At 73.7% G+C, this 17350-nt stretch carries 17 protein-coding genes; 10 read left to right on the top strand and 7 right to left on the bottom strand.

Annotated features, from left to right (window positions below):
- Positions 1–81: 81 nt before the first annotated feature.
- Positions 82–411, top strand: coding sequence for a hypothetical protein (locus tag GPA10_RS31145; RefSeq protein ID WP_343041522.1), 330 nt, complete (start codon positions 82–84; stop codon positions 409–411).
- Positions 408–629, top strand: a complete 222-nt coding sequence (locus GPA10_RS31150; RefSeq protein WP_157168386.1) for a hypothetical protein — start codon at positions 408–410, stop codon at positions 627–629. Before GPA10_RS31145 ends, GPA10_RS31150 begins: the two co-directional genes overlap by 4 nt.
- Positions 630–873: 244 nt before the next feature.
- On the opposite strand, the gene GPA10_RS31155 is transcribed toward GPA10_RS31150, so the two are convergent.
- On the bottom strand, positions 874–2016 hold the full coding sequence (locus GPA10_RS31155) for a glycosyltransferase family 4 protein (RefSeq protein ID WP_157168387.1): 1143 nt from the start codon (positions 2014–2016) through the stop codon (positions 874–876).
- Positions 2017–2144: 128 nt separating this feature from the next.
- On the opposite strand from GPA10_RS31155, the gene GPA10_RS31160 reads away from it, so the two are divergent.
- Complete coding sequence (locus GPA10_RS31160) at positions 2145–3482, top strand: glycosyltransferase 87 family protein (RefSeq protein WP_157168388.1); 1338 nt, start codon at positions 2145–2147, stop codon at positions 3480–3482.
- Here GPA10_RS31160 and GPA10_RS31165 read toward each other — a convergent pair.
- The 5 genes from GPA10_RS31165 to GPA10_RS31185 all read right to left on the bottom strand — a co-directional run bounded on the left by GPA10_RS31165 (position 3439) and on the right by GPA10_RS31185 (position 9057).
- Complete coding sequence (locus tag GPA10_RS31165) at positions 3439–4641, bottom strand: hypothetical protein (protein ID WP_425505847.1); 1203 nt, start codon at positions 4639–4641, stop codon at positions 3439–3441. The genes GPA10_RS31160 and GPA10_RS31165 overlap by 44 nt on opposite strands.
- A gap of 128 nt (positions 4642–4769) precedes the next feature.
- Positions 4770–5816: a C40 family peptidase gene (locus tag GPA10_RS31170; RefSeq protein ID WP_343041523.1), complete on the bottom strand. Its 1047-nt coding sequence runs from the start codon at positions 5814–5816 to the stop codon at positions 4770–4772.
- Between the two features lie 281 nt (positions 5817–6097).
- Entirely contained in the window at positions 6098–7165 is a 1068-nt protein-coding gene (locus tag GPA10_RS31175; RefSeq protein ID WP_058850485.1) for a C40 family peptidase, read from the bottom strand.
- Positions 7166–7432: 267 nt separating this feature from the next.
- Positions 7433–8782 (bottom strand): NYN domain-containing protein, encoded by a 1350-nt coding sequence (locus GPA10_RS31180; RefSeq protein ID WP_157168389.1) that lies wholly within the window; start codon positions 8780–8782, stop codon positions 7433–7435.
- A gap of 35 nt (positions 8783–8817) precedes the next feature.
- A complete protein-coding gene (locus GPA10_RS31185; protein WP_058850483.1) occupies positions 8818–9057 on the bottom strand; it encodes a hypothetical protein in 240 nt (79 codons plus the stop codon).
- A gap of 147 nt (positions 9058–9204) precedes the next feature.
- Here GPA10_RS31185 and GPA10_RS31190 point away from each other — a divergent pair, with 147 nt between their 5' ends.
- The 7 genes from GPA10_RS31190 to GPA10_RS31220 all read left to right on the top strand — a co-directional run bounded on the left by GPA10_RS31190 (position 9205) and on the right by GPA10_RS31220 (position 15915).
- Positions 9205–9936 carry a rhomboid family intramembrane serine protease gene (locus GPA10_RS31190; RefSeq protein ID WP_157168390.1) on the top strand — a complete coding sequence of 244 codons (732 nt, stop codon included), beginning with the start codon at positions 9205–9207 and terminating at the stop codon, positions 9934–9936.
- Positions 9933–10214, top strand: coding sequence for an Lrp/AsnC family transcriptional regulator (locus tag GPA10_RS31195; protein WP_058850481.1), 282 nt, complete (start codon positions 9933–9935; stop codon positions 10212–10214). Before GPA10_RS31190 ends, GPA10_RS31195 begins: the two co-directional genes overlap by 4 nt.
- 90 nt (positions 10215–10304) lie before the next feature.
- The gene (locus GPA10_RS43840) at positions 10305–10853 is read left to right on the top strand and encodes a hypothetical protein (RefSeq protein ID WP_343041524.1); all 549 of its coding nucleotides are present in this window, start codon (positions 10305–10307) and stop codon (positions 10851–10853) included.
- A gap of 121 nt (positions 10854–10974) precedes the next feature.
- On the top strand, positions 10975–12345 hold the full coding sequence (locus tag GPA10_RS31205) for a sensor histidine kinase (RefSeq protein WP_157168391.1): 1371 nt from the start codon (positions 10975–10977) through the stop codon (positions 12343–12345).
- Positions 12346–12373: 28 nt separating this feature from the next.
- Positions 12374–13036: a response regulator transcription factor gene (locus tag GPA10_RS31210; protein WP_058850480.1), complete on the top strand. Its 663-nt coding sequence runs from the start codon at positions 12374–12376 to the stop codon at positions 13034–13036.
- A gap of 108 nt (positions 13037–13144) precedes the next feature.
- Entirely contained in the window at positions 13145–14578 is a 1434-nt protein-coding gene (locus tag GPA10_RS31215) for an SLC13 family permease (protein ID WP_343041525.1), read from the top strand.
- Positions 14579–14640: 62 nt separating this feature from the next.
- The gene (locus GPA10_RS31220) at positions 14641–15915 is read left to right on the top strand and encodes a glycerate kinase family protein (protein WP_157168392.1); all 1275 of its coding nucleotides are present in this window, start codon (positions 14641–14643) and stop codon (positions 15913–15915) included.
- Here the strand turns inward: GPA10_RS31220 and GPA10_RS31225 are convergent.
- Complete coding sequence (locus GPA10_RS31225) at positions 15837–17264, bottom strand: aminotransferase class V-fold PLP-dependent enzyme (protein WP_246260141.1); 1428 nt, start codon at positions 17262–17264, stop codon at positions 15837–15839. The genes GPA10_RS31220 and GPA10_RS31225 overlap by 79 nt on opposite strands.
- Positions 17265–17350 lie beyond the last annotated feature (86 nt).

A 17350-nucleotide genomic window follows, 5' to 3' on the forward strand; every position in this document is an offset into this window, starting at 1 on the left:
GTAGCCAAAACGCCCCGGCAGACCGCTTAGGACCGGTCCACCGGGGCTTGCCGAGACAGCTTCCAAGGAGCTGAAACGACCGTGCGTGATGCTATCGCCAGAGCACTCGTCTGGGTGCTCTCCTTACTGTCCCGTGCCCCTCGCGTCGAGCCGGGACGCCACACCGCCAAGTTCTTCACATCCCGGCCCACGTCAGTGAGCGAAGCCCCCTCCGACCCGGATCCGGCCGCAGCATGGCGTACACCCTGGCAGACGCCGAGCGCCGAGACGGTCCGGGAGATCTTCGAGCAGCGCCCCGAGCTTCCGTACCTGCAACGCGAGCAGTGGCGCGCGGCAGCGTTCGCAGAACTCGGCGTGGACTACGACCACCCCACCACGAACATCACTCCCGTCCGGCGGGTGACCGCATGACCCCCGAAGGAGTCACCAGCGAGCCCACCCCGCCCACACCGTCCGTGCGCGGCATCTGCGGCCACCAGACGACAGCCCCCGTCCCCGTAGGCGAGATCCCGCGCACGAGCGGAGGGGGCTGGCACACCCACTACGTGTGCCCCGACTGCGTGCACCTGTACGGGCCGCTCGCGCAGTGGAACGAGCTGCCCACGATGCGCTGGACCACTCAGCGCTGATCAGCCCACGCAAGACCACGCCCCGTTCGGCCACGTGCCGAGCGGGGCTTTTGCACGCTCTGACCAGGCACTACCCTCAGAACTCCTACTAGCGAGCATCGGGGCTTCCCGAAACTGGGGCTCCGCCCCAGACCCCGCTCCTCAAACGCCGGAGGGGCTGGAACTCACCGGCACGTATTCAGCCCGTCCGGCGATTGAGGACGAGGCCGCAGGCCGATACGGGGTCCGGGCGCCCCCGCGAGGCCTACAGCAGCTCGCGCAACCGCTCCGCCAGCAAGTCCCACCGCCACCGCTCCTCGACCCACTGCCGCCCCCGCTCCCCCATGTGCCCCCGCAACTCCGCGTCGCCGAGCAGCGCAACGATCCGATCAGCCGCATCCTCGGCGGAACCGCCCCGCACGACCCACCCCGTCTCCCCGTCGAGCACCGCGTCGGGCGCCCCGCCCGAATCCCCTGCGACAACCGGCAGCCCGGTGGCGGAGGCCTCCAGGTAGACGATGCCGAGGCCCTCGACGTCGAGCCCCCCGCGCCGGGTCCGGCAGGGCATGGCGAAGACGTCCCCGGCGCCGTAGTGCGCGGGCAGTTCGGCCCACGGCACGGCCCCGGTGAAGACGACGGAGTCCGCGACCCGTGTCTCCGCGGCGAGCTTGCGCAGCTCCTTCTCGTAGGGGCCGCCGCCCACGACGAGCAGCACCGCGTCGGGCTCCCGGGCCAGGATCCGCGGCATGGCGAGGATCAGCGTGTCCTGCCCCTTGCGCGGCACGAGCCGCGAGACGCACACGATCACCGGCCGCTCGCTCAGGCCGAGCCGGGCCCGTACCGCGTCGCCGCCCGAACCGGGGTGGAAGGTCTTCTCGTCGACGCCCGGCGGCAGCTGGACCATGCGCCCGGCCGCGGCGGGGGTGAGCGCCGCGGCGATACGGGAGCGCGTGTACTCGCCGAGATAGGTGATCGTGTCGGTCGACTCGCCGATCCGGCGCAGGAGTTGCCGGGACGCGGGCAGCTGCGCCCAGCCGGCCTCGTGGCCGTGCGTGGTCGCCACGAGCCGCCGCGCCCCTGCCCGGCGCAGCGCGGGCGCCATCAGGCCGAGCGGCGCCGCCGCACCGAACCACACGGACGTGCAGCCGTGTTCACGCAGCAGCGAGACCGCCCGGCGGGCGACGCGGGGCGTGGGCAGCAGCATCGTCGTGGAGTCGCGGACGACCTGGAAGGGCTGCTCGGCGTCGAAGGCGGCGGTGGCCTCCGCGCCCTCGCGGCCGCGCTTCCAGGTCGAGGCGTAGACGACGATCTCGGACGGGTCCAGGCGCAGCGCCATGTTGTGCAGGAACGCCTGGATGCCACCGGGCCTGGGCGGGAAGTCGTTCGTGACGACCAGGGTCTTGTGCATCGCCGCCGAATGTACCGGCCCGGCCGCCGCCCGCGCCGCACGGCCCCGCCTCGTCCCCCCGCACGGCCCCGCCCGGCATCATGACCTTCCGAACCCACTCAAGTACGACAAAAGCGGGCGAGGCGCATATGACGGTCGGCACGGGTCGGACACAGACCGCGCGAACGGGCGCTGCACGGGCGGGCGCTGCACGAGCGGACGCTCCGCCGGCCGACGAGGCGCAGGCCCGGGGCCGCGCGCTGCCCAGTGTGCGGCTCCTCGCCGTCTGGGCCGTCACCCGCACCCTCCTCCTGCTCTGCGTCCTGCGCGTCCTCACCCTCCCGGGCCCGGACGTCACCAGCGACGTCTCCTTCATCTACCAGGGCTGGTACGAGGTGCTGCGCACCGGCACGTTCCCGCTCGACGACGTCACCTGGCAGTACCCGCCCGCCGCCGCGCTCGCCGTCCTCGCCCCGGGCGCGCTGCCGTTCCTGTCCTACCCGGTCGCCTTCTTCCTGCTGTCCTTCACGGCCGACGCGGCGGTGACGGTGCTGCTCGGGTACGCGGGCGGGCGGCCCGGCAGGACGTTCCGAGGCGTGTGGGTGTGGACGGCCGGGGTGGCGGCGCTCGGACCCACCGCGTACGCCCGCTACGACCTGATGGTGACCGCCGTCGCGGTGGCCGCCCTGCTCGCGGGGGCACGGCGGGCCCGCACCATGGGGGCGCTCGCCGGGTTCGGCGCGGTGGTGAAGGTGTGGCCGGTACTGCTGCTCGCCGGAGTGCCGCGGGGGCGGGCGGCCCGGCGTTCCTGGGCGGCGGCAGTGCTCACCGCGGGCGGTGTCGCCCTGCTGTTCTGGGTGGCGATGCCGGGCGCCCTCGCGTTCCTGACCTTCCAGCGCGACCGGGGCACGGAGGTCGAGTCGCTCGGCGCTCTCGTCTTCCACGGGGCGCGCCATCTCGGCTGGCCGGGCACGGTGCAGCTCAACTACGGCTCGGTGGAGTTCCTCGGCCCCTTCGTGCCGCTGGTGAGCGGACTCGCGCAGGGGTTGTCGGCGGCCGCGCTCGGGTGGCTCGTGGTGTGGCGGGTGCGGGCCCGCGAGTGGGGGGCGGCCACGTCCGCGGACGCGGCGTTCGTGGCGGTGCTCCTGTTCACGACGACGAGCCGGGTGATCAGTCCGCAGTACATGCTGTGGCTGGTGGGGGTCGCCGCCGTCTGCCTCACCTGCCGCGAAAGCCGGATGCTCCGCCCCACCGCCCTCGTCCTCGCGGCCACCCTCGTGACGTTCCTGGAGTTCCCCGTCTGGTTCTCGCACGTGGTGGCGAGCGATGCGCTGGGGGTGGGGCTGCTGTTGGTGCGCAACGGCCTGTTGGTGGCTGCGGCGGTGCTCGCCTGCCGGGGGCTCTGGCGGGGGGCGGTGCCTGCGCGGGGCGCCCCGCACAGGCCTACAGCAACTCCCTCCGCAGATAGTCCCGCCACCGCCCGGTGAAGTCCTCCACCGTCGTGCCGAGCACATCCCGCAGCGCACCCTCGACGGCGGTCGCCCGCTGCCGATGGCGCCCCACGGCCTCGTAGAAGGCGCGGAGCTTCTCCTCGCCCCAGTCCTCGGCGATCATCCGGCAGGCCAGCCACGACCCCTCGTAGGCCCGCGCGAGCCCGCCCGCGTCCCCGCTGAAGCCGAACGCGTCGTCGGTGGGCAGGGTGGCGGGCAGGCGGCCGTCGACGACCGCGCGGCGGAGTTCGGGGGCGGCCTGCCGGGAGGTGCGGCCGGTGCCGCGGTAGCCGACCCAGTCCGCGAAGCCCTCGGAGAGCCACAGCGGGGTGGCCTTCGAGGTGGCGGCGCGGGTCGCCACATGGGTGGTCTCGTGGGTGAGGACGACCTGGCGCCCCAGCTCGCCGAGGACTCCGTACGCCTCGGGGTTGAGGACGATGCGGTCGGCGGGCGTCCGGCCGGTGCCGCCGGCCTCGCCCGTGGTCACCGCGGCGATCCCCTGGTAGCCGGAGGCGGGCGCGCCGAGCAGTCCGGCCATGCTGTCCAGGGACTTCGGCACCAGGACGACCACCTTGCCCGGCCAGGGACCGCGCCAGGCGTCCCGCACGGCGGGCACCGCCCGGTCCGCGAGCTCCGCGTACCGGCGCAGCTCGGCCCGCTCCCGGCCCACACCGAGCACCAGGCTGTGGGTGCCGCGCACGGCGCCGACCCGGCCCTGGTCCCACAGTTGCTCCACGGCCTTCTTCGCGGGGCGCTCCGACGTGACGTACCAGCGGTTGTCGCGCCGTTGCAGGGACAGGGTCCTGTCGGCGGTCAGCGGGGCACGGTCGTAGCCCGCGACGCGGTAGCTCAGGGCGGCAGTCGCGGTGGCCCGGGTGCCGTCGCGCTCGAAGTCCTTGAGGCGGTAGGACCAGGACTTCAGGGGGACGTCCCGCAGGTTGTCGTAGCCGGTGGCGGGCCCGCCGGTCTCCCGGTACGCCCCCGGGTCGCGCTCCAGGACCGCTGTCGCGCGCCGGTCGAGCAGCCGCCGTACGTCGTCGGGGGCGCCGCGTGCCTCGTCCCCTGCGGCGCAGCCCGCGAGACCGGCGGGCGCGAGAACGGCGAGGCACACGGCCGCACCGGCCGCCGCACGCCCTCCGTACCGCCGTGCCCGCACCTTGCCGTACTCGCGTCCTCGCCCACGCCCGCGCCCTCGACCAGCCACGTTCCGATCGTACGGGGGCGGCCCGCGGACCCCGCGTCCGTTCCCGTACGGACCGACCCGCCGACGGGCCGGACAACGGGTCAGACGCGGGTCACCGACGACACCGGCATCATCCCCACCGGGTCGTACCGCACGGCCGCGCCGGGATAGGGCGCGTGCACCACCTGGCCGTTGCCGACGTACATCCCGATGTGGCTGGCGTCGCCGCGGTAGGCGACGAGGTCGCCGGGCTGTGCCTGGCCGAGCGGCACCCGCCGGCCCGCGCCCGCCTGGGCCTGCGAGGTGCGGGGCAGGCCGACGCCCGCCTGCGCGTACGACCACTGGGTCAGGCCCGAACAGTCGAATCCCGTGGGGCCGTTGGCGCCCCACACATACGGTTTGCCGACCGCCGAGCGGGCCGCGGCGATCGCCGCGGCGGCGCGGCCCGAGGCGGGGGCGCCCGCGCCCGCGAGGTCGGGCGCGTCCTTTCGCGCCGAGCGCGAGGAGCGGCCGGATCCCTCGTACCCCTCGCGCTCCTTCTCGGACAGCGAGTTGAGCAGCTGCCGGGCCTTGGCGAGCTTGCTCTCGACGGTGCGCTTGTGGCGGGCGACGGTCCTGAGGCTCTTCTCACGATCGGCGAGCTTGCGGGAGGCTTCGGTGCGTTCCTGGGTCAGGGCGCGCTGGGCCCGCTGGAGCTTGGTGAGTTCGCCGCTCTGCCGGGCGCTCACGCGGTCGAGGGCGGCGGCCCGCTCCAGGTAGCGGTCCGGGTCGGAGGACAGCATCAGGGCGAGCGCGGGGTCGATGCCGCCCGAGCGGTACTGGGCCCCGGCGAGGGCCCCGAGGGCGCCGCGCATCGTGTTGATGCGTTCCTGGCCGCGGGCGACCTCGTCCTTGGCCCGGTCGACCTCGGTGCGCAGCAGGTCCGCGCGCTCGTCCGCCTTGTTGTACGACTCCGTTGCCTTCTCGGCCTGCTCGTACAGGCGGTCCACCGCGGCCTTGGTGTCGGCCCGCGGCTCCCGCGGGGCGGCGCCCGCGGGTGCGGCGGCGAGGGCGGCCGCGGTGACCACGGCGGACAGGACGGTGCTGGTGGCGGTGCGTACGCACCGGTCGGGACCGGTGGGTGCTGCGGGACGGCGATGGGACCCCACGGGTAGCCGCTCCCCCTTCCGCTGGGAGGTGACCTCCGCACGGCGGAGGACTGCCGGTTCCCCCGCGCGGGGCGGGGGCTGCGCCCCGGATGTCGGGGAACGCGCGCGACAGTAGCGGCGTGATCACGTCCCGGCCAAAGACCTCCGCTGCCCGCGCATGCCGACGCCCCGCCTCAGACGCAGGTCATCGGCGGGGCGCGGGGTCAGCGTGGGCTAACGGAATTCGCCCGATCGGACGGTGCGCGCGGCACCGGTCGAGGGCCGGTTTCCGGACCGCGTCGTCAGATGCGGACGCCGAACTGGAACGGCATGTTGTTGATCGACTCGTAGCGGACCACGGTGCCGGTGCGCGGCGCGTGCAGGACCTGGCCGTTGCCCGCGTAGAAGCCGACGTGGTGCAGGTCGCCGTAGAAGATGACGAGGTCGCCGACGCGCAGGTCGCTCTGCGAGGCGATACGCGTGCCGTAGTTGGCCTGCGCCTGCGAGGTGCGCGGGATGTTCATGCCGGCCTGGGCGTAGGCCCAGGAGGTGAGGCCGGAGCAGTCGAAGGAGCTGGGGCCCGTGGCGCCGTACACGTAGGGCGAGCCGATCTTGCTCTGCGCGGCGGCGTAGGCGGACGCGGCGCGGCCCGAGCCCTTGGCGTTGCTCTTGGGAGCCTCGCCCTGCGACGCCTGGCCCTGCTTGTCGAGGGCCTGGCGCTCGGAGGCACGCGAGGCGCGCTCCTCCTTGTCCTTCAGGGCGGCCCGCTCGGCGGCGGTGAGGGTGTTCAGGAGCCGCTGGGCCTCGCCGAGCTTGCCCTGGACCTCGCGCTTCTTCTTGCCGAGTTCCGTGCGCGTGGTGGCGAGGTCCTCGAGCTTGTCCGCGGCCTCCTTGCGCTGCTGCGCGAGCGTGCGCTGCTTGGCCTGGATCTTCTTCAGGGCCTCGGCCTGCTTGGTGCTGAGCTGGTCGAGCGCGGAGGCCTTGTCGAGGTAGTTGTCCGGGTCGGAGGAGAGGAAGAGCTGCAGCGAGGGGTCGATGCCGCCGGAGCGGTACTGGGCGCTGGCGAGCGAACCGACGCCGCTGCGCAGTTCGTTGAGGTCGTCCTGGCCGCGGGCGACCTTGTCCTGAAGGGTGTCGACCTGCTTCTCCAGCTTCTGCTGCTTCTCCTTGGCGCCGTTGAACTTCTCGGTCGCCTTCTCGGCCTCTTCGTAGAGCTTGTCGACCTTGGACTTGACCTCGTCCTTGCTCGGCTTCTCGCTCGGGGCGGCGTTCGCGGCCTGCGAGGTGAGGGCGACGGCCGCGGCGGCGGTCGCGGTGAGCACGGTCACACGGGCACGGCCCGGCTGCTTCGGTCGACGGTGGGACGCCACGAAGGCGGCTCCTTCTTCCTCCAGCCGCCTGCCGGGACGGCGGGCGGGACCGCACGCTGTCACCCCGGGTGGGTGATCAACAGAGCGAGGGTACGAGCCGAGACCCTAGTGACCCTCCTGTGATCAGATCAAATCCTCATAGGAAAAAAGTCAGCCGCGCAGTGTTTTCTTTACCGAGAATCGACGGGCGGTAGCAGGCATTTGACGCTACGTCGCGCAACAGAACGACCCAATCCGGTCATAGGGCGGGGAGTCGCGCAGACCGGCTCAACCGCGCGAAAGCCGCTTGAGCAGCACCGCCGAGGCCACCGGCCGGGCACCCGCCTTGGCGATGCCGTCGGCCACCTCGCGGTCGGTCGACACCACGACCACCGGACGCCCCGGCGGCTCGGCGCGCACCAGCTGCCGGATCAGCTCGTCCGCCGTCACGCCGGGCTTCGAGAACAGCACCCTGACCCCGCGCGGCGGCGCGAGCAGCACCGGCGCGGCCAGCTCGGCCCCGTCGAAGACGCAGGTCACCTCGGCCCCGGACTGGAGCGCGAGCTGGGAGAGCGAACCGAGCAGGCGCAGCCGCTGCTTGTCCAGGGGCATCGTGGGATAGCCGGTCTTGGTGACGTTGTATCCGTCCACGACCAGATGCGCCTGCGGCAGTGCGAGCAACTGGTCGAGAATGGCCGGATCGTTCTCGGACAGGGCACGGGCGGCGATGTCCTTGGGCGTCATCCGCCCCGGCTCGACGGCGTCGACGGTCTCGGCGGGCCGCACCGACACCGGCGGCAGGGCCAGTTCGCGGCGCAGCCCCTGGGCGGCGTCGAGCACCGTGTCGAGGAGCAGCCGCACCCGCATGTCCTCGACGCTGCGCCCCTCGCGCGCGGCCCTGCGGGTGGCCTCGAGGGCCGCCTCTGCCTCCCCGAGCCGGGCCTTCAGGCGCCGCGCCTCGCTCTCGGCGGCCGACAGCTGCGCCTGGCCCTCGGAGCGCACGGCGTCGGTCTCCGCGGCCGACTTGCGCAGGGCGGCCTCGCCACGCTTGATGTCGCTGTGCGCGCTGCGCAGCTTGCGGTGCGCCGACTCGGCCTCCCGCTTCGCCACGTCGAGTTCGGCGCGCAGCCGATCGGTCTCGGTCTTGGTGTGGGCGCGCGCGGCGGCCAGCTCGGCGCGCAGCCGCTCCAGTTCGGCCCTGGTCTCCTCGTCGGCCCGCTCGGCGTCCGCGCGCTGGGCCTCCTCGCCGGCCGCGGTGACGAGCTTCACCCAGCCGGTGGGGCGCAGGACATAGGCCGCCGCGGCGACGTCGAGGGGGTCGGCGGCGGGCGGCGGCGTGCCGGCGTCGAGCGCCCCGGCCAGCTCCGGCTGCGCCTCCCGCAGGCGTTCGCCGATGCGCTGCCGGAACAGGTGGTCGCTCTCCAGGGCGGCGGCCATGGCGTTGGCGGCGAACCTCACCCGCCTGCTCGGGGTGAACCGCGCGTACTGGCGCAGCTGGGCCGGCAGCTCGGCGACCGTGAGGCCGCCGAAGCCGTCCGACACGATCTGCACGACCGCCCGCCGCACACCGTCGGGCAGCGGACGGTCGAGCACCTCGGCGGCGCCGTCCTCCGGCGCTCCGCTCGCGCTCTCAACCATCGGTCACCCCACTAACTGTGCGGGGCCCGCTCCTGTCAGGAGCCGGCCCCGGGCCTGTCCACGAGTTCCACCTGATCCACCGCGTTGCACCAGCGGCAGCGGACCGACTCGATGGTCTCACTGACCACCTCGCGTTCCTCGACCTCGGGTTCTCCGGCCAGGTCGAGGTGCACATACTCGACGACCTTCGACGACCGCGTCACGTCGAAGCGCGTCAGGTTGCCGCAGAGGGTGCAGCGCCATCGGGTGGTGTCGGTCGGCAGGGGAACCGTCATCGTGACGTTCGCTTTCCTTCGGGAACCGTGGTGCGTATTGCCCGTAACCCTAAGGCCTGGGTAAGGGGCTCCGTACGCATACGAGCGCGCGGGGCGTTCTGGGTGTATTTGCACCGTCGAGTGGCCTTCTGTCCATATGCTCTGTCCATGATCAGTTCGTGGGTTCCGGCCGTCGGCCGGGTGGTGCGGCAGCAGTCGGCTCCGGTGACGTACACCCTGATCGTCGCGTGCTGCGCGATCTTCGTGATCTCTCCGAACTCCGGCCTCAACCCCGTCCACGGCACCGGCGACGCCCTCGTCACGGCGCAGCAGGCCTACTTCGAGCGCTGGGGCGTCGTGCCCGACGAACTTCTCAGCGGCAGCCCGCGGGCCTGGCTCACGCCCGTGACCGCGCTGTTCGTGCACGGCAGCTGGCTGCATCTGCTCGGCAACATGCTGTTCCTGTACGTGTTCGGGCTCATGGTCGAGGAGCGCATGGGTCACCTCCACTACGCACTCTTCTACGCCGGCTGTGGGGCGCTGGCCCTGCTCGCCTACGCGATCGCGCACGCGGAGTCCGGCCAGACCCTCGTCGGCGCCTCGGGGGCGATCTCGGCCGTGCTCGGCGCCTTTCTCCATCTCTTCCCGAAGGCGCGGGTCACCAGCCTCTTCCCGTTCCTGTTCTTCCTGCCGCTGCGGTTCCCCGCCTGGGTGGTGCTGCCGTTCTGGGTGGCGCTGCAGTGGGTGGCGGCGGGGCAGGCAGGCCGGGGCCCCGCGGTGGCGTACCTGGCGCACCTGGTGGGCTTCTCCCTGGGGTTCCTGTACGCCTGGGTGCGTGGTCGGGGGCCAAGTACAGTGAAGACCTCTGGCAAGGCCACCGAGGGAGACACTCAGCCGTGATCACCGCGATCGTGCTCATCAAGACCAGCGTGGACCGGATTCCCGAGATCGCCGAGTCGATCGCCGCCCTCGACTGCGTCAGCGAGGTCTTCTCGGTGACCGGGACCTACGACCTGATCGCCATGGTCCGTGTCACCCGCCACGACGACCTCGCGGACGTCATCCCGGGGAAGATCAGCAAGATCCCGGGCGTGGAGGGGACGGACACCCACGTGGCCTTCCGCACGTACTCGCAGCACGACCTGGAAGCGGCGTTCGCGATCGGCCTGGACTCGTAGCCGCCCCTGGATCCCGCGGCCGCCCCAGGATGAGGGTTTCCTCATCTGCGGCTCATCTGGTGAGGCGGTACGCCCCGCACGATCGCTGCCATGGTCTTCTCGCATCGCATCGCGGCTCTGACGGCCGTCGTGGCGATTCCGCTCGGCATCGCCGTGACGAGCTACGTCCTCGCCGACACACCCTCGGCCCCCGAGCCCCCGCCCAAGGTCGAGCTGGACAGCGGCTCCCCGTCGGGCACACCGGCGAAACCGCCGCCCACCCCGAGCGACCAGGTGGTCTCCCCGCCCCCGGTCGGCGAGAGCTCCACAAACGGCACGGACAGGCACGGCGATCAGGGCGGCGCGGGTGACGCGGGAGACTCCGGTGACGCGGGTGACGCGGGAGACAGGAACGGCGACGGCGGCACCGGACCCGGCGGCGGTCCCGGCACAGGCGGCGACCCGGGATCCGGCGGCGGCTCCGGATCAGGCGGCGGCTCCGGATCCGGCGGCCACCCGGGCACCGGCGGCGGCTCAGGCCACGGTGGCAGCGGCCCGGGCTCCGGCGGAGGCGGCAACCCCGGCAGCGGCTCCGGGTCCGGGTCCGACGACGACGCGGGCGACGACGACGCGGACGACGGCCCCGGCGACGACGGCTGACACGACCGGTCCCGGGCACCGCGGCCCCGCGTCCGATCCCGGGCACCGCGGCCCCGCTTTCGACCCCGGGCGCCGCAGGCTCTCCGCGCGCGTCCGCATCCTGCTGTGGCTGCTCGTGGTGATGACGGTCGCGCTCGCCGCGGTCGCCACGACCACCCGCTCGATCCTCCTGCGCGACGTCGACCACCGCGTCGACCGGCTGCTCGCCCAGGAGACCGGCGAGTTCACCAACTTCGTCGACCGGGGCGTCGACCCGGACACCGGCGAGAGCTTCACCGACCCGCGCCGGCTGCTCAAGGTCTTCCTGGAGCGCCAGTACGCGGACCCGGGCGAGGAGCTGATCGGCCTGGTGCAGCGCGCGGACGCGGACCCCGCGCAGTACACCCAGCCCCGCGACCTCTCGGTGCGCCACGCGCTGCACCACGACCCGGCGGCCCGGCGGGCGATCTTCGCGGCGCGCGGCTCCACCGGCACCCTGGACCGCCCCACCGGCGAACTGCGCTGGTCCAAGGTCGACATCGCCCGGCACGGCGGCGAGCCCGAGGCCGCGTTCGTCGTGGCCTTCCACCCGGCCGCGGAACAGGCCAAGGCGGACGACGTGTTCCGCATCCTGCTCGCCATCTCCGGGGTGGCGCTGGTGCTCACCACCGGCATCGCGTGGGCGGTCGCCGGGCGCATCCTCAAACCCGTACGCGTGGTGCGCACCGCCGCCGCACAGCTCACCGGGCAGGACCTGACGCGGCGCATCCCCGTGCACGGCAGGGACGACATCGCCGCCCTCGCCGAGACGTTCAACGGCATGCTGGACCGCCTGGAGCGGGCCTTCGCCGCGCAGCGCGAGTTCGTCGACGACGCCGGGCACGAGCTGCGCACGCCCATCACCATCGTGCGGGGCCACCTGGAGCTGATGGGCGGCGCCAGAGAGACCGCCGCCGAACGCGAGGAGACGGTCCGGCTCGTCACCGACGAGCTGGACCGCATGAGCCGCATCGTGGAGGACCTGCTGCTCCTCGCCAAGGCCGAGCGCCCGGACTTCATCAGGCCGGAGCCGGTGCAGGTCGCCGAGCTCACCGCCGACGTCTTCGTGAAGGCGCGCACGCTCGGCGACCGGCGCTGGGAGCTGGCCGAGGTCGCCGACATCGAGGCCCGGCTCGACGCGCAGCGCATCACCCAGGCGATGGTCCAGCTCGCCCAGAACGCCGTCCAGCACACCGTGTCCGGGCAGCGCGTCCGCATCGGCTCCCGGGTCGCCGCGGACCGCGTCGAGCTGTACGTCGCCGACAACGGCCCGGGGGTCCAGGTCCAGGACGCCGAGGTCATCTTCGAACGCTTCCGCCGCGGCACGTCCCGGCGCGGGGCCAGGACGAGCGGCGCGGGGCTGGGCCTGTCCATCGTCCGCGCGATCGCCCAGGGCCACCGCGGCGAGGCCCGGCTGCGCCCCACCGAGGGCGGCGGCGCCACCTTCGTACTCGTACTGGAGGACCAGACGTGAGCACGGACCCGACCACCGGGAGCCGGACGTGACCCGCATCCTGATCGTGGAGGACGAGGAGCGCATCGCCTCCTTCGTCGACAAGGGGCTGCGCGCCAACGGCTTCACGACGACGATCGTTGGCGACGGCGACACCGCGTACGACTACGCCCTCACCGGCGGCTTCGACCTGATCCTGCTCGACATCGGGCTGCCGGGACGCGACGGCTTCACGGTCCTGCGGGAGCTGCGCGAGGCACGCGTGTCGGCGCCGGTGATCGTGCTGACGGCCCGGGACTCCGTGCGGGACACGGTCGCCGGGCTCGAAGGCGGCGCCGACGACTGGATGACGAAGCCGTTCCGCTTCGAGGAGCTGCTCGCGCGGGTGCGGCTGCGGCTGCGCACGGCGGCCCGCGCACCCGAGGTGACCGTCCTGCGCACCGGCGAGGTGACGCTCGACCTGCGGACGCGCCGGGCTCGTTCGGGCGAGCGGACGGTGGACCTGACGGCCCGTGAGTTCGTGCTCCTCGAACTGTTCCTGCGCCACCCGGGGCAGGTCCTGTCCCGCGAGCAGATCCTGTCCCACGTGTGGGGCTACGACTTCGACCCGGGCTCGAACATCGTCGACGTGTACGTACGGGCGCTGCGCAAGAAGCTGGGCGCAGAGCGGGTGGAGACGGTACGGGGGATGGGGTACCGGCTGCCGACGTGAGGGGGTCACAGCGGGTCGCAGCAGGCCCGGCGGGCCCCGGCGGCTCGGTGAAGTTCCCTTCATCTGCGGCTCATCGGTGGCTCACGGCGCGCCGGAACCCTTGACGGCGTGACACCGACCCTGCGGCAATCGACCCTGCTCTGCCTGGCCCTGAGCCTGTGCGCGCTGCTCGTCGTGCCCGGGAACTTCCCCGGCCTGAGCGGGGACGCCCGGCTCACGCTCGCGGTCTTCGCGCTCGCCACCTGCGCCTGGATCGGCACGCCGATCGACGACACCTACATAGCCCTCGGCGCCGGACTCGCCCTCACCGCCACCGGCGTGATCAGCAGCGACACCCTCTTCGGGACCCTCGGGGACGCGACGGTGTGGCTGCTGATCTGCGCGTTCGTGCTCGCCGCCGCCGTGGCCCGCAGCGGCCTCGCGGGGCGCGCGGCGGTGTTCCTGGTCAGCGGGGCGCGCAGCGTGCGCCAGCTGACGCATCTGACGACCGCCGCGCTCGTCGTGACGGCCTTCGCGGTACCGGCCACCTCCGGCAGGGCGGCGCTCGCCCTGCCCGTCTTCCTGGCGCTCGCCAAGGCCCTCGCCGGCCGCGGGCGGCTCGTCGTGATGCTGGCGCTGCTGTTCCCGACCGTGATCCTGCTGTCCGCCGTCGCCACCCTGATCGGTGCGGGCGCCCACCTCATCACGGTGTCGGTCCTGTGGGAGAGCACCGGGGAGCGGATCGGCTTCGCCCAGTGGCTGCTGCTCGGGCTGCCCCTGGCGATCGCCTCGTCCCATCTGGCGGCGGAGGCGGTGCTGTGGACGACGACGCGCCGCGCCGACCGCACCGGCCCGATCCGCGTCACCCCCGAGCAGATACGGGACCACGTGCGCGACACCGAGGGAATGGGCGGCCCGGTCACCGGCCCCTGGGAGCCCGCGGAGACCCGCTGCGCCCTCCTCCTCGCCACCGTCGTCGCGCTGTGGTGCAGCGAGCCGCTGCACCAAGTGCCGCCCGCGATGGTCGCGTTGATCGGCGCCGTCGTCGCGTCCTCGCCCGCGCTCGGCACCGTGCGCCTGAAGGACGCGCTGCGGACGGTGCCGTGGTCGCTGCTGCTCTTCATGGCGGCGACGATGGCGATGGGGGTCGCCATGGCCGACTCGGGCGCGGCGAGGTGGCTGGTGTCGGGGTTGCCCGTCGAGGTGTCGCCCTGGCTGTTCCTGGCCGTGGTGATCCTCGTCAGCACCGCGGCCCACCTGGTCCTGCAGTCCCGCTCGGCCCGCTCGTCGGTGCTCGTGCCGCTGGTGATCGCCGCCGCCGCGGGCGCCGGGGTGAACCCGGTCGCCGCCGCGCTCGCGTCCACCGCGGCCGCCGGTTTCTGCCACACGCTGCCCGCGTCGGCGAAGCCGGTCACGCTCTTCGCCGACATCCCGGGAACGCCCACCTACACCCCGCGCGACCTGCTGCGCCTTTCCGCCGTGCTCGCTCCCCTGACGGCGGCCCTCGTCCTGCTGTTCGCGCTGGCGGTGTGGCCGCTGCTCGGCGTGCCCGTGGTCCGCTGAGCCCCTCTCCTCGCTCCGTACGCCCGCCCCGCCCGCCCTCCGTCCTCGCAAGGAGTACGTCCATGTCCCTGACCCGTGTCGCCGTCGCGCCCAGCGGCTTCAAGGAGTCCCTGTCCGCGCAGTCCGCCGCCGAGGCCATCGCCGTGGGCGTACGGCGTGTCGTACCGGACGCCGAGGTCGATCTGATCCCGCTGGTGGACGGCGGCGAGGGCACCGCGCAGGCGCTTGCCGCGGCGACCGGGGGCCGTCTGGTGGCCCTGCCCGCGACGGGCCCCCTCGGCGAGCGGATCGGCACGCACTTCGCGCTGCTCGGCTCCGGCACCGCGGTGGTGGAGATGGCCGCGGCGGCCGGCCTCGGCCTGGTCCCGCGGGATCTGCGCGACCCGGGCGCCACCACGACGTACGGCGTCGGGGAGCTGATCCGGGCCGCCCTCGACACCGGCGCCCGCCGGATCCTGGTGGGCTGCGGCGACTCCGGCACCTCCGACGGGGGCGCGGGCGCGCTCCAGGCCCTCGGCGCCCGGCTCCTGGACGCCGACAGCTGGGAACTGCCCCACGGCGGCAGAGAGCTGACGCGGCTTCACCACATCGACACCAGGCGCGTCGACCCCCGCCTGGCCCGCACCGAGCTGCTCGTCGCCTGCAACCCGCACAACGTCCTGTGCGGCCCGCACGGCGTGGCCCGCGTGTTCGGCCCGCAGAAGGGCGCGACGCCCGCCCAGGTCGAGGAGCTGGCCGCGGCCCTGGAGCACTGGGCGTACGTCCTCTCCCGCGACCTCGGCGTCACCGCCGATCTCCGCGGCGGTCCCGGCACCGGCGCGTCCGGAGGCCTCGGCGCGGGGCTCGCCGCCCTCGGCGCCCGGCTCCTGCCCCGCTTCGACGTGCTCCTGGACCACCTGGACCTGGACGCCCGCCTTGCCCGCGCCGACCTGGTCGTCACCGCCGAGGGCGCCCTCGACCACCAGACGCCGCGCGGCAAGGTGCCTGCCGAGGTGGCGCGCCGCGCCAAGCGGTCCGGCAGGCCGGTCCTCGTGCTCGCGGGCACCATCGGGGACGGGGCGCAGGACGTGCGCGCCCTCGGCGTGGACGCCTACAGCGCGATCCTGCCCGCCCCGGTGTCGCTCACGGAGGCGCTGAGCCGCGGCGCCGAGTTCCTCACCGACGCCACCGAACGCGCCCTGCGCATGATCCTGCTCGGTTCCCGGCTGCCGGGGTCCGTGCTTCCGGGGGCGGCACTTCCGGGGGCGGCGCTTCCGGATCAGGCCGCGGCGGCACCGGCGGCAGAACCCGCGGCGGCGTCGGTGTCCGGCACGCAACGCCCGTCCTCGGTGCGGTAGTTCCACCGGGCGCCGTCGGCGACCAGCTCCCCGACGGCCCGCACGAACCGCTCCACGTGCTCGTCCGGGGTGCCCGCGCCGAAGCTCACCCGGATCGCGTTCAGCGAGCGCTCGCCGGGCGCGGCCTCGGGGGCACCGCACTCGCCGGGCTCGTCGGACGCGCCGCCCAGCAGGGTGCGCACCAGCGGGTGCGCGCAGAAGAGGCCGTCGCGCACGCCGATGCCGTACTCGGCGGAGAGCGCCGCCGCGAAGTGCGAGCTGTTCCAGCCGTCCACGACGAACGAGATGACGCCGACGCGCGGCGCGTCGTCCCCGAACAGCGAGAGCACCCGGACCTGCGGCACCGCGGCGAGCCCCTCGCGGACGGTGCGGATCAGGTGCCGCTCGCGCTCCACGAGCCCGTCGAACCCGGCCTCCTGGAGGGCCTTGCAGGCGGAGGCGATGGAGTACGCGCCGATGACGTTGGGCGAGCCCGCCTCGTGCCGGGCGGCCGTGTCGTGCCACTCGACGTCCACTCCCCCGTCGGCGCGGCGCGCCACCTTCCGCGAGGCGCCGCCCCCGGCCAGGTAGGGATCGGCGGCCTGGAGCCAGTCGGCACGCCCGGCGAGCACTCCGGAGCCGAAGGGCGCGTACAGCTTGTGCCCGGAGAACGCGACCCAGTCGACGTCGAGGTCCGCGATGTCCACGGGGTGGTGGGGCGCGAGCTGGGCCGCGTCGAGGACGATGCGGGCGCCGTGCGCGTGCGCGGCGGCGGCCAGCTCACGGACCGGCCACAGCTCGCCGGTGACGTTCGAGGCGCCCGTGACGCACACCAGGGCGGGGCCGTGGGGCTCGCGGTCGGCGAGGGCGCGCTCCAGGGTGTGGACGGCCTCGTCGTGGGTGCGCGGGGCGTCGAGGTAGGTGACGCGGGCGTCACGCCAGGGCAGCAGCGACGCGTGGTGCTCGGTCTCGAACACGAAGACCTGGCAGTCGGCGGGCAGGGCGGCGGCGAGGAGGTTCAGGGAGTCGGTGGTGGACCGGGTGAACACCACCTGGTCGCCCTCCCGGCACCCGAGGAAGTCGGCGACGGTCCTCCGGGCGTTCTCGAACAGGTCGGTCGACAGCTGCGACAGATACCCGGCACCGCGGTGCACGCTCCCGTAGTACGGGGCGTACGCGGCCACGTCGTCCCACACGCGCTGGAGGGCGGGGGCGCTGGCCGCGTAGTCGAGGGCCGCGTACGTCACCTCGCCGCCGGTGACGAGGGGAACGGTGACGTCACGGCCGAGGACGGGCAGCGGGGCGGCGCAGCAGGGGTCGGCGGACTCGGCGGTGGCGGTGGCGACGGCGGTGTGCGGGCATGCGGACATGGCGGTATCTCCCGGCGGGACAAGGCGGAATGGCTGTGGAAGGGCCGCACGACGCAGCGGCACTACGGCCGGTTCGCGTACGGGGG

The organism is Streptomyces typhae, from assembly GCF_009755605.1.
GTDB classification, from domain to species: Bacteria; Actinomycetota; Actinomycetes; order Streptomycetales; family Streptomycetaceae; genus Streptomyces; species Streptomyces typhae.

Coding starts and splice junctions, on each gene's coding strand:
- GPA10_RS31150 (WP_157168386.1), top strand. CDS start 408: ATGACCCCCGAAGGAGTCACCAGCGAGCCCACCCCGCCCACACCGTCC.
- GPA10_RS31155 (WP_157168387.1), bottom strand. CDS start 2,016: ATGCACAAGACCCTGGTCGTCACGAACGACTTCCCGCCCAGGCCCGGT.
- GPA10_RS31160 (WP_157168388.1), top strand. CDS start 2,145: ATGACGGTCGGCACGGGTCGGACACAGACCGCGCGAACGGGCGCTGCA.
- GPA10_RS31180 (WP_157168389.1), bottom strand. CDS start 8,782: ATGGTTGAGAGCGCGAGCGGAGCGCCGGAGGACGGCGCCGCCGAGGTG.
- GPA10_RS31185 (WP_058850483.1), bottom strand. CDS start 9,057: ATGACGGTTCCCCTGCCGACCGACACCACCCGATGGCGCTGCACCCTC.
- GPA10_RS31190 (WP_157168390.1), top strand. CDS start 9,205: ATGATCAGTTCGTGGGTTCCGGCCGTCGGCCGGGTGGTGCGGCAGCAG.
- GPA10_RS43840 (WP_343041524.1), top strand. CDS start 10,305: ATGGTCTTCTCGCATCGCATCGCGGCTCTGACGGCCGTCGTGGCGATT.
- GPA10_RS31205 (WP_157168391.1), top strand. CDS start 10,975: ATGACGGTCGCGCTCGCCGCGGTCGCCACGACCACCCGCTCGATCCTC.
- GPA10_RS31220 (WP_157168392.1), top strand. CDS start 14,641: ATGTCCCTGACCCGTGTCGCCGTCGCGCCCAGCGGCTTCAAGGAGTCC.
- GPA10_RS31225 (WP_246260141.1), bottom strand. CDS start 17,264: ATGTCCGCATGCCCGCACACCGCCGTCGCCACCGCCACCGCCGAGTCC.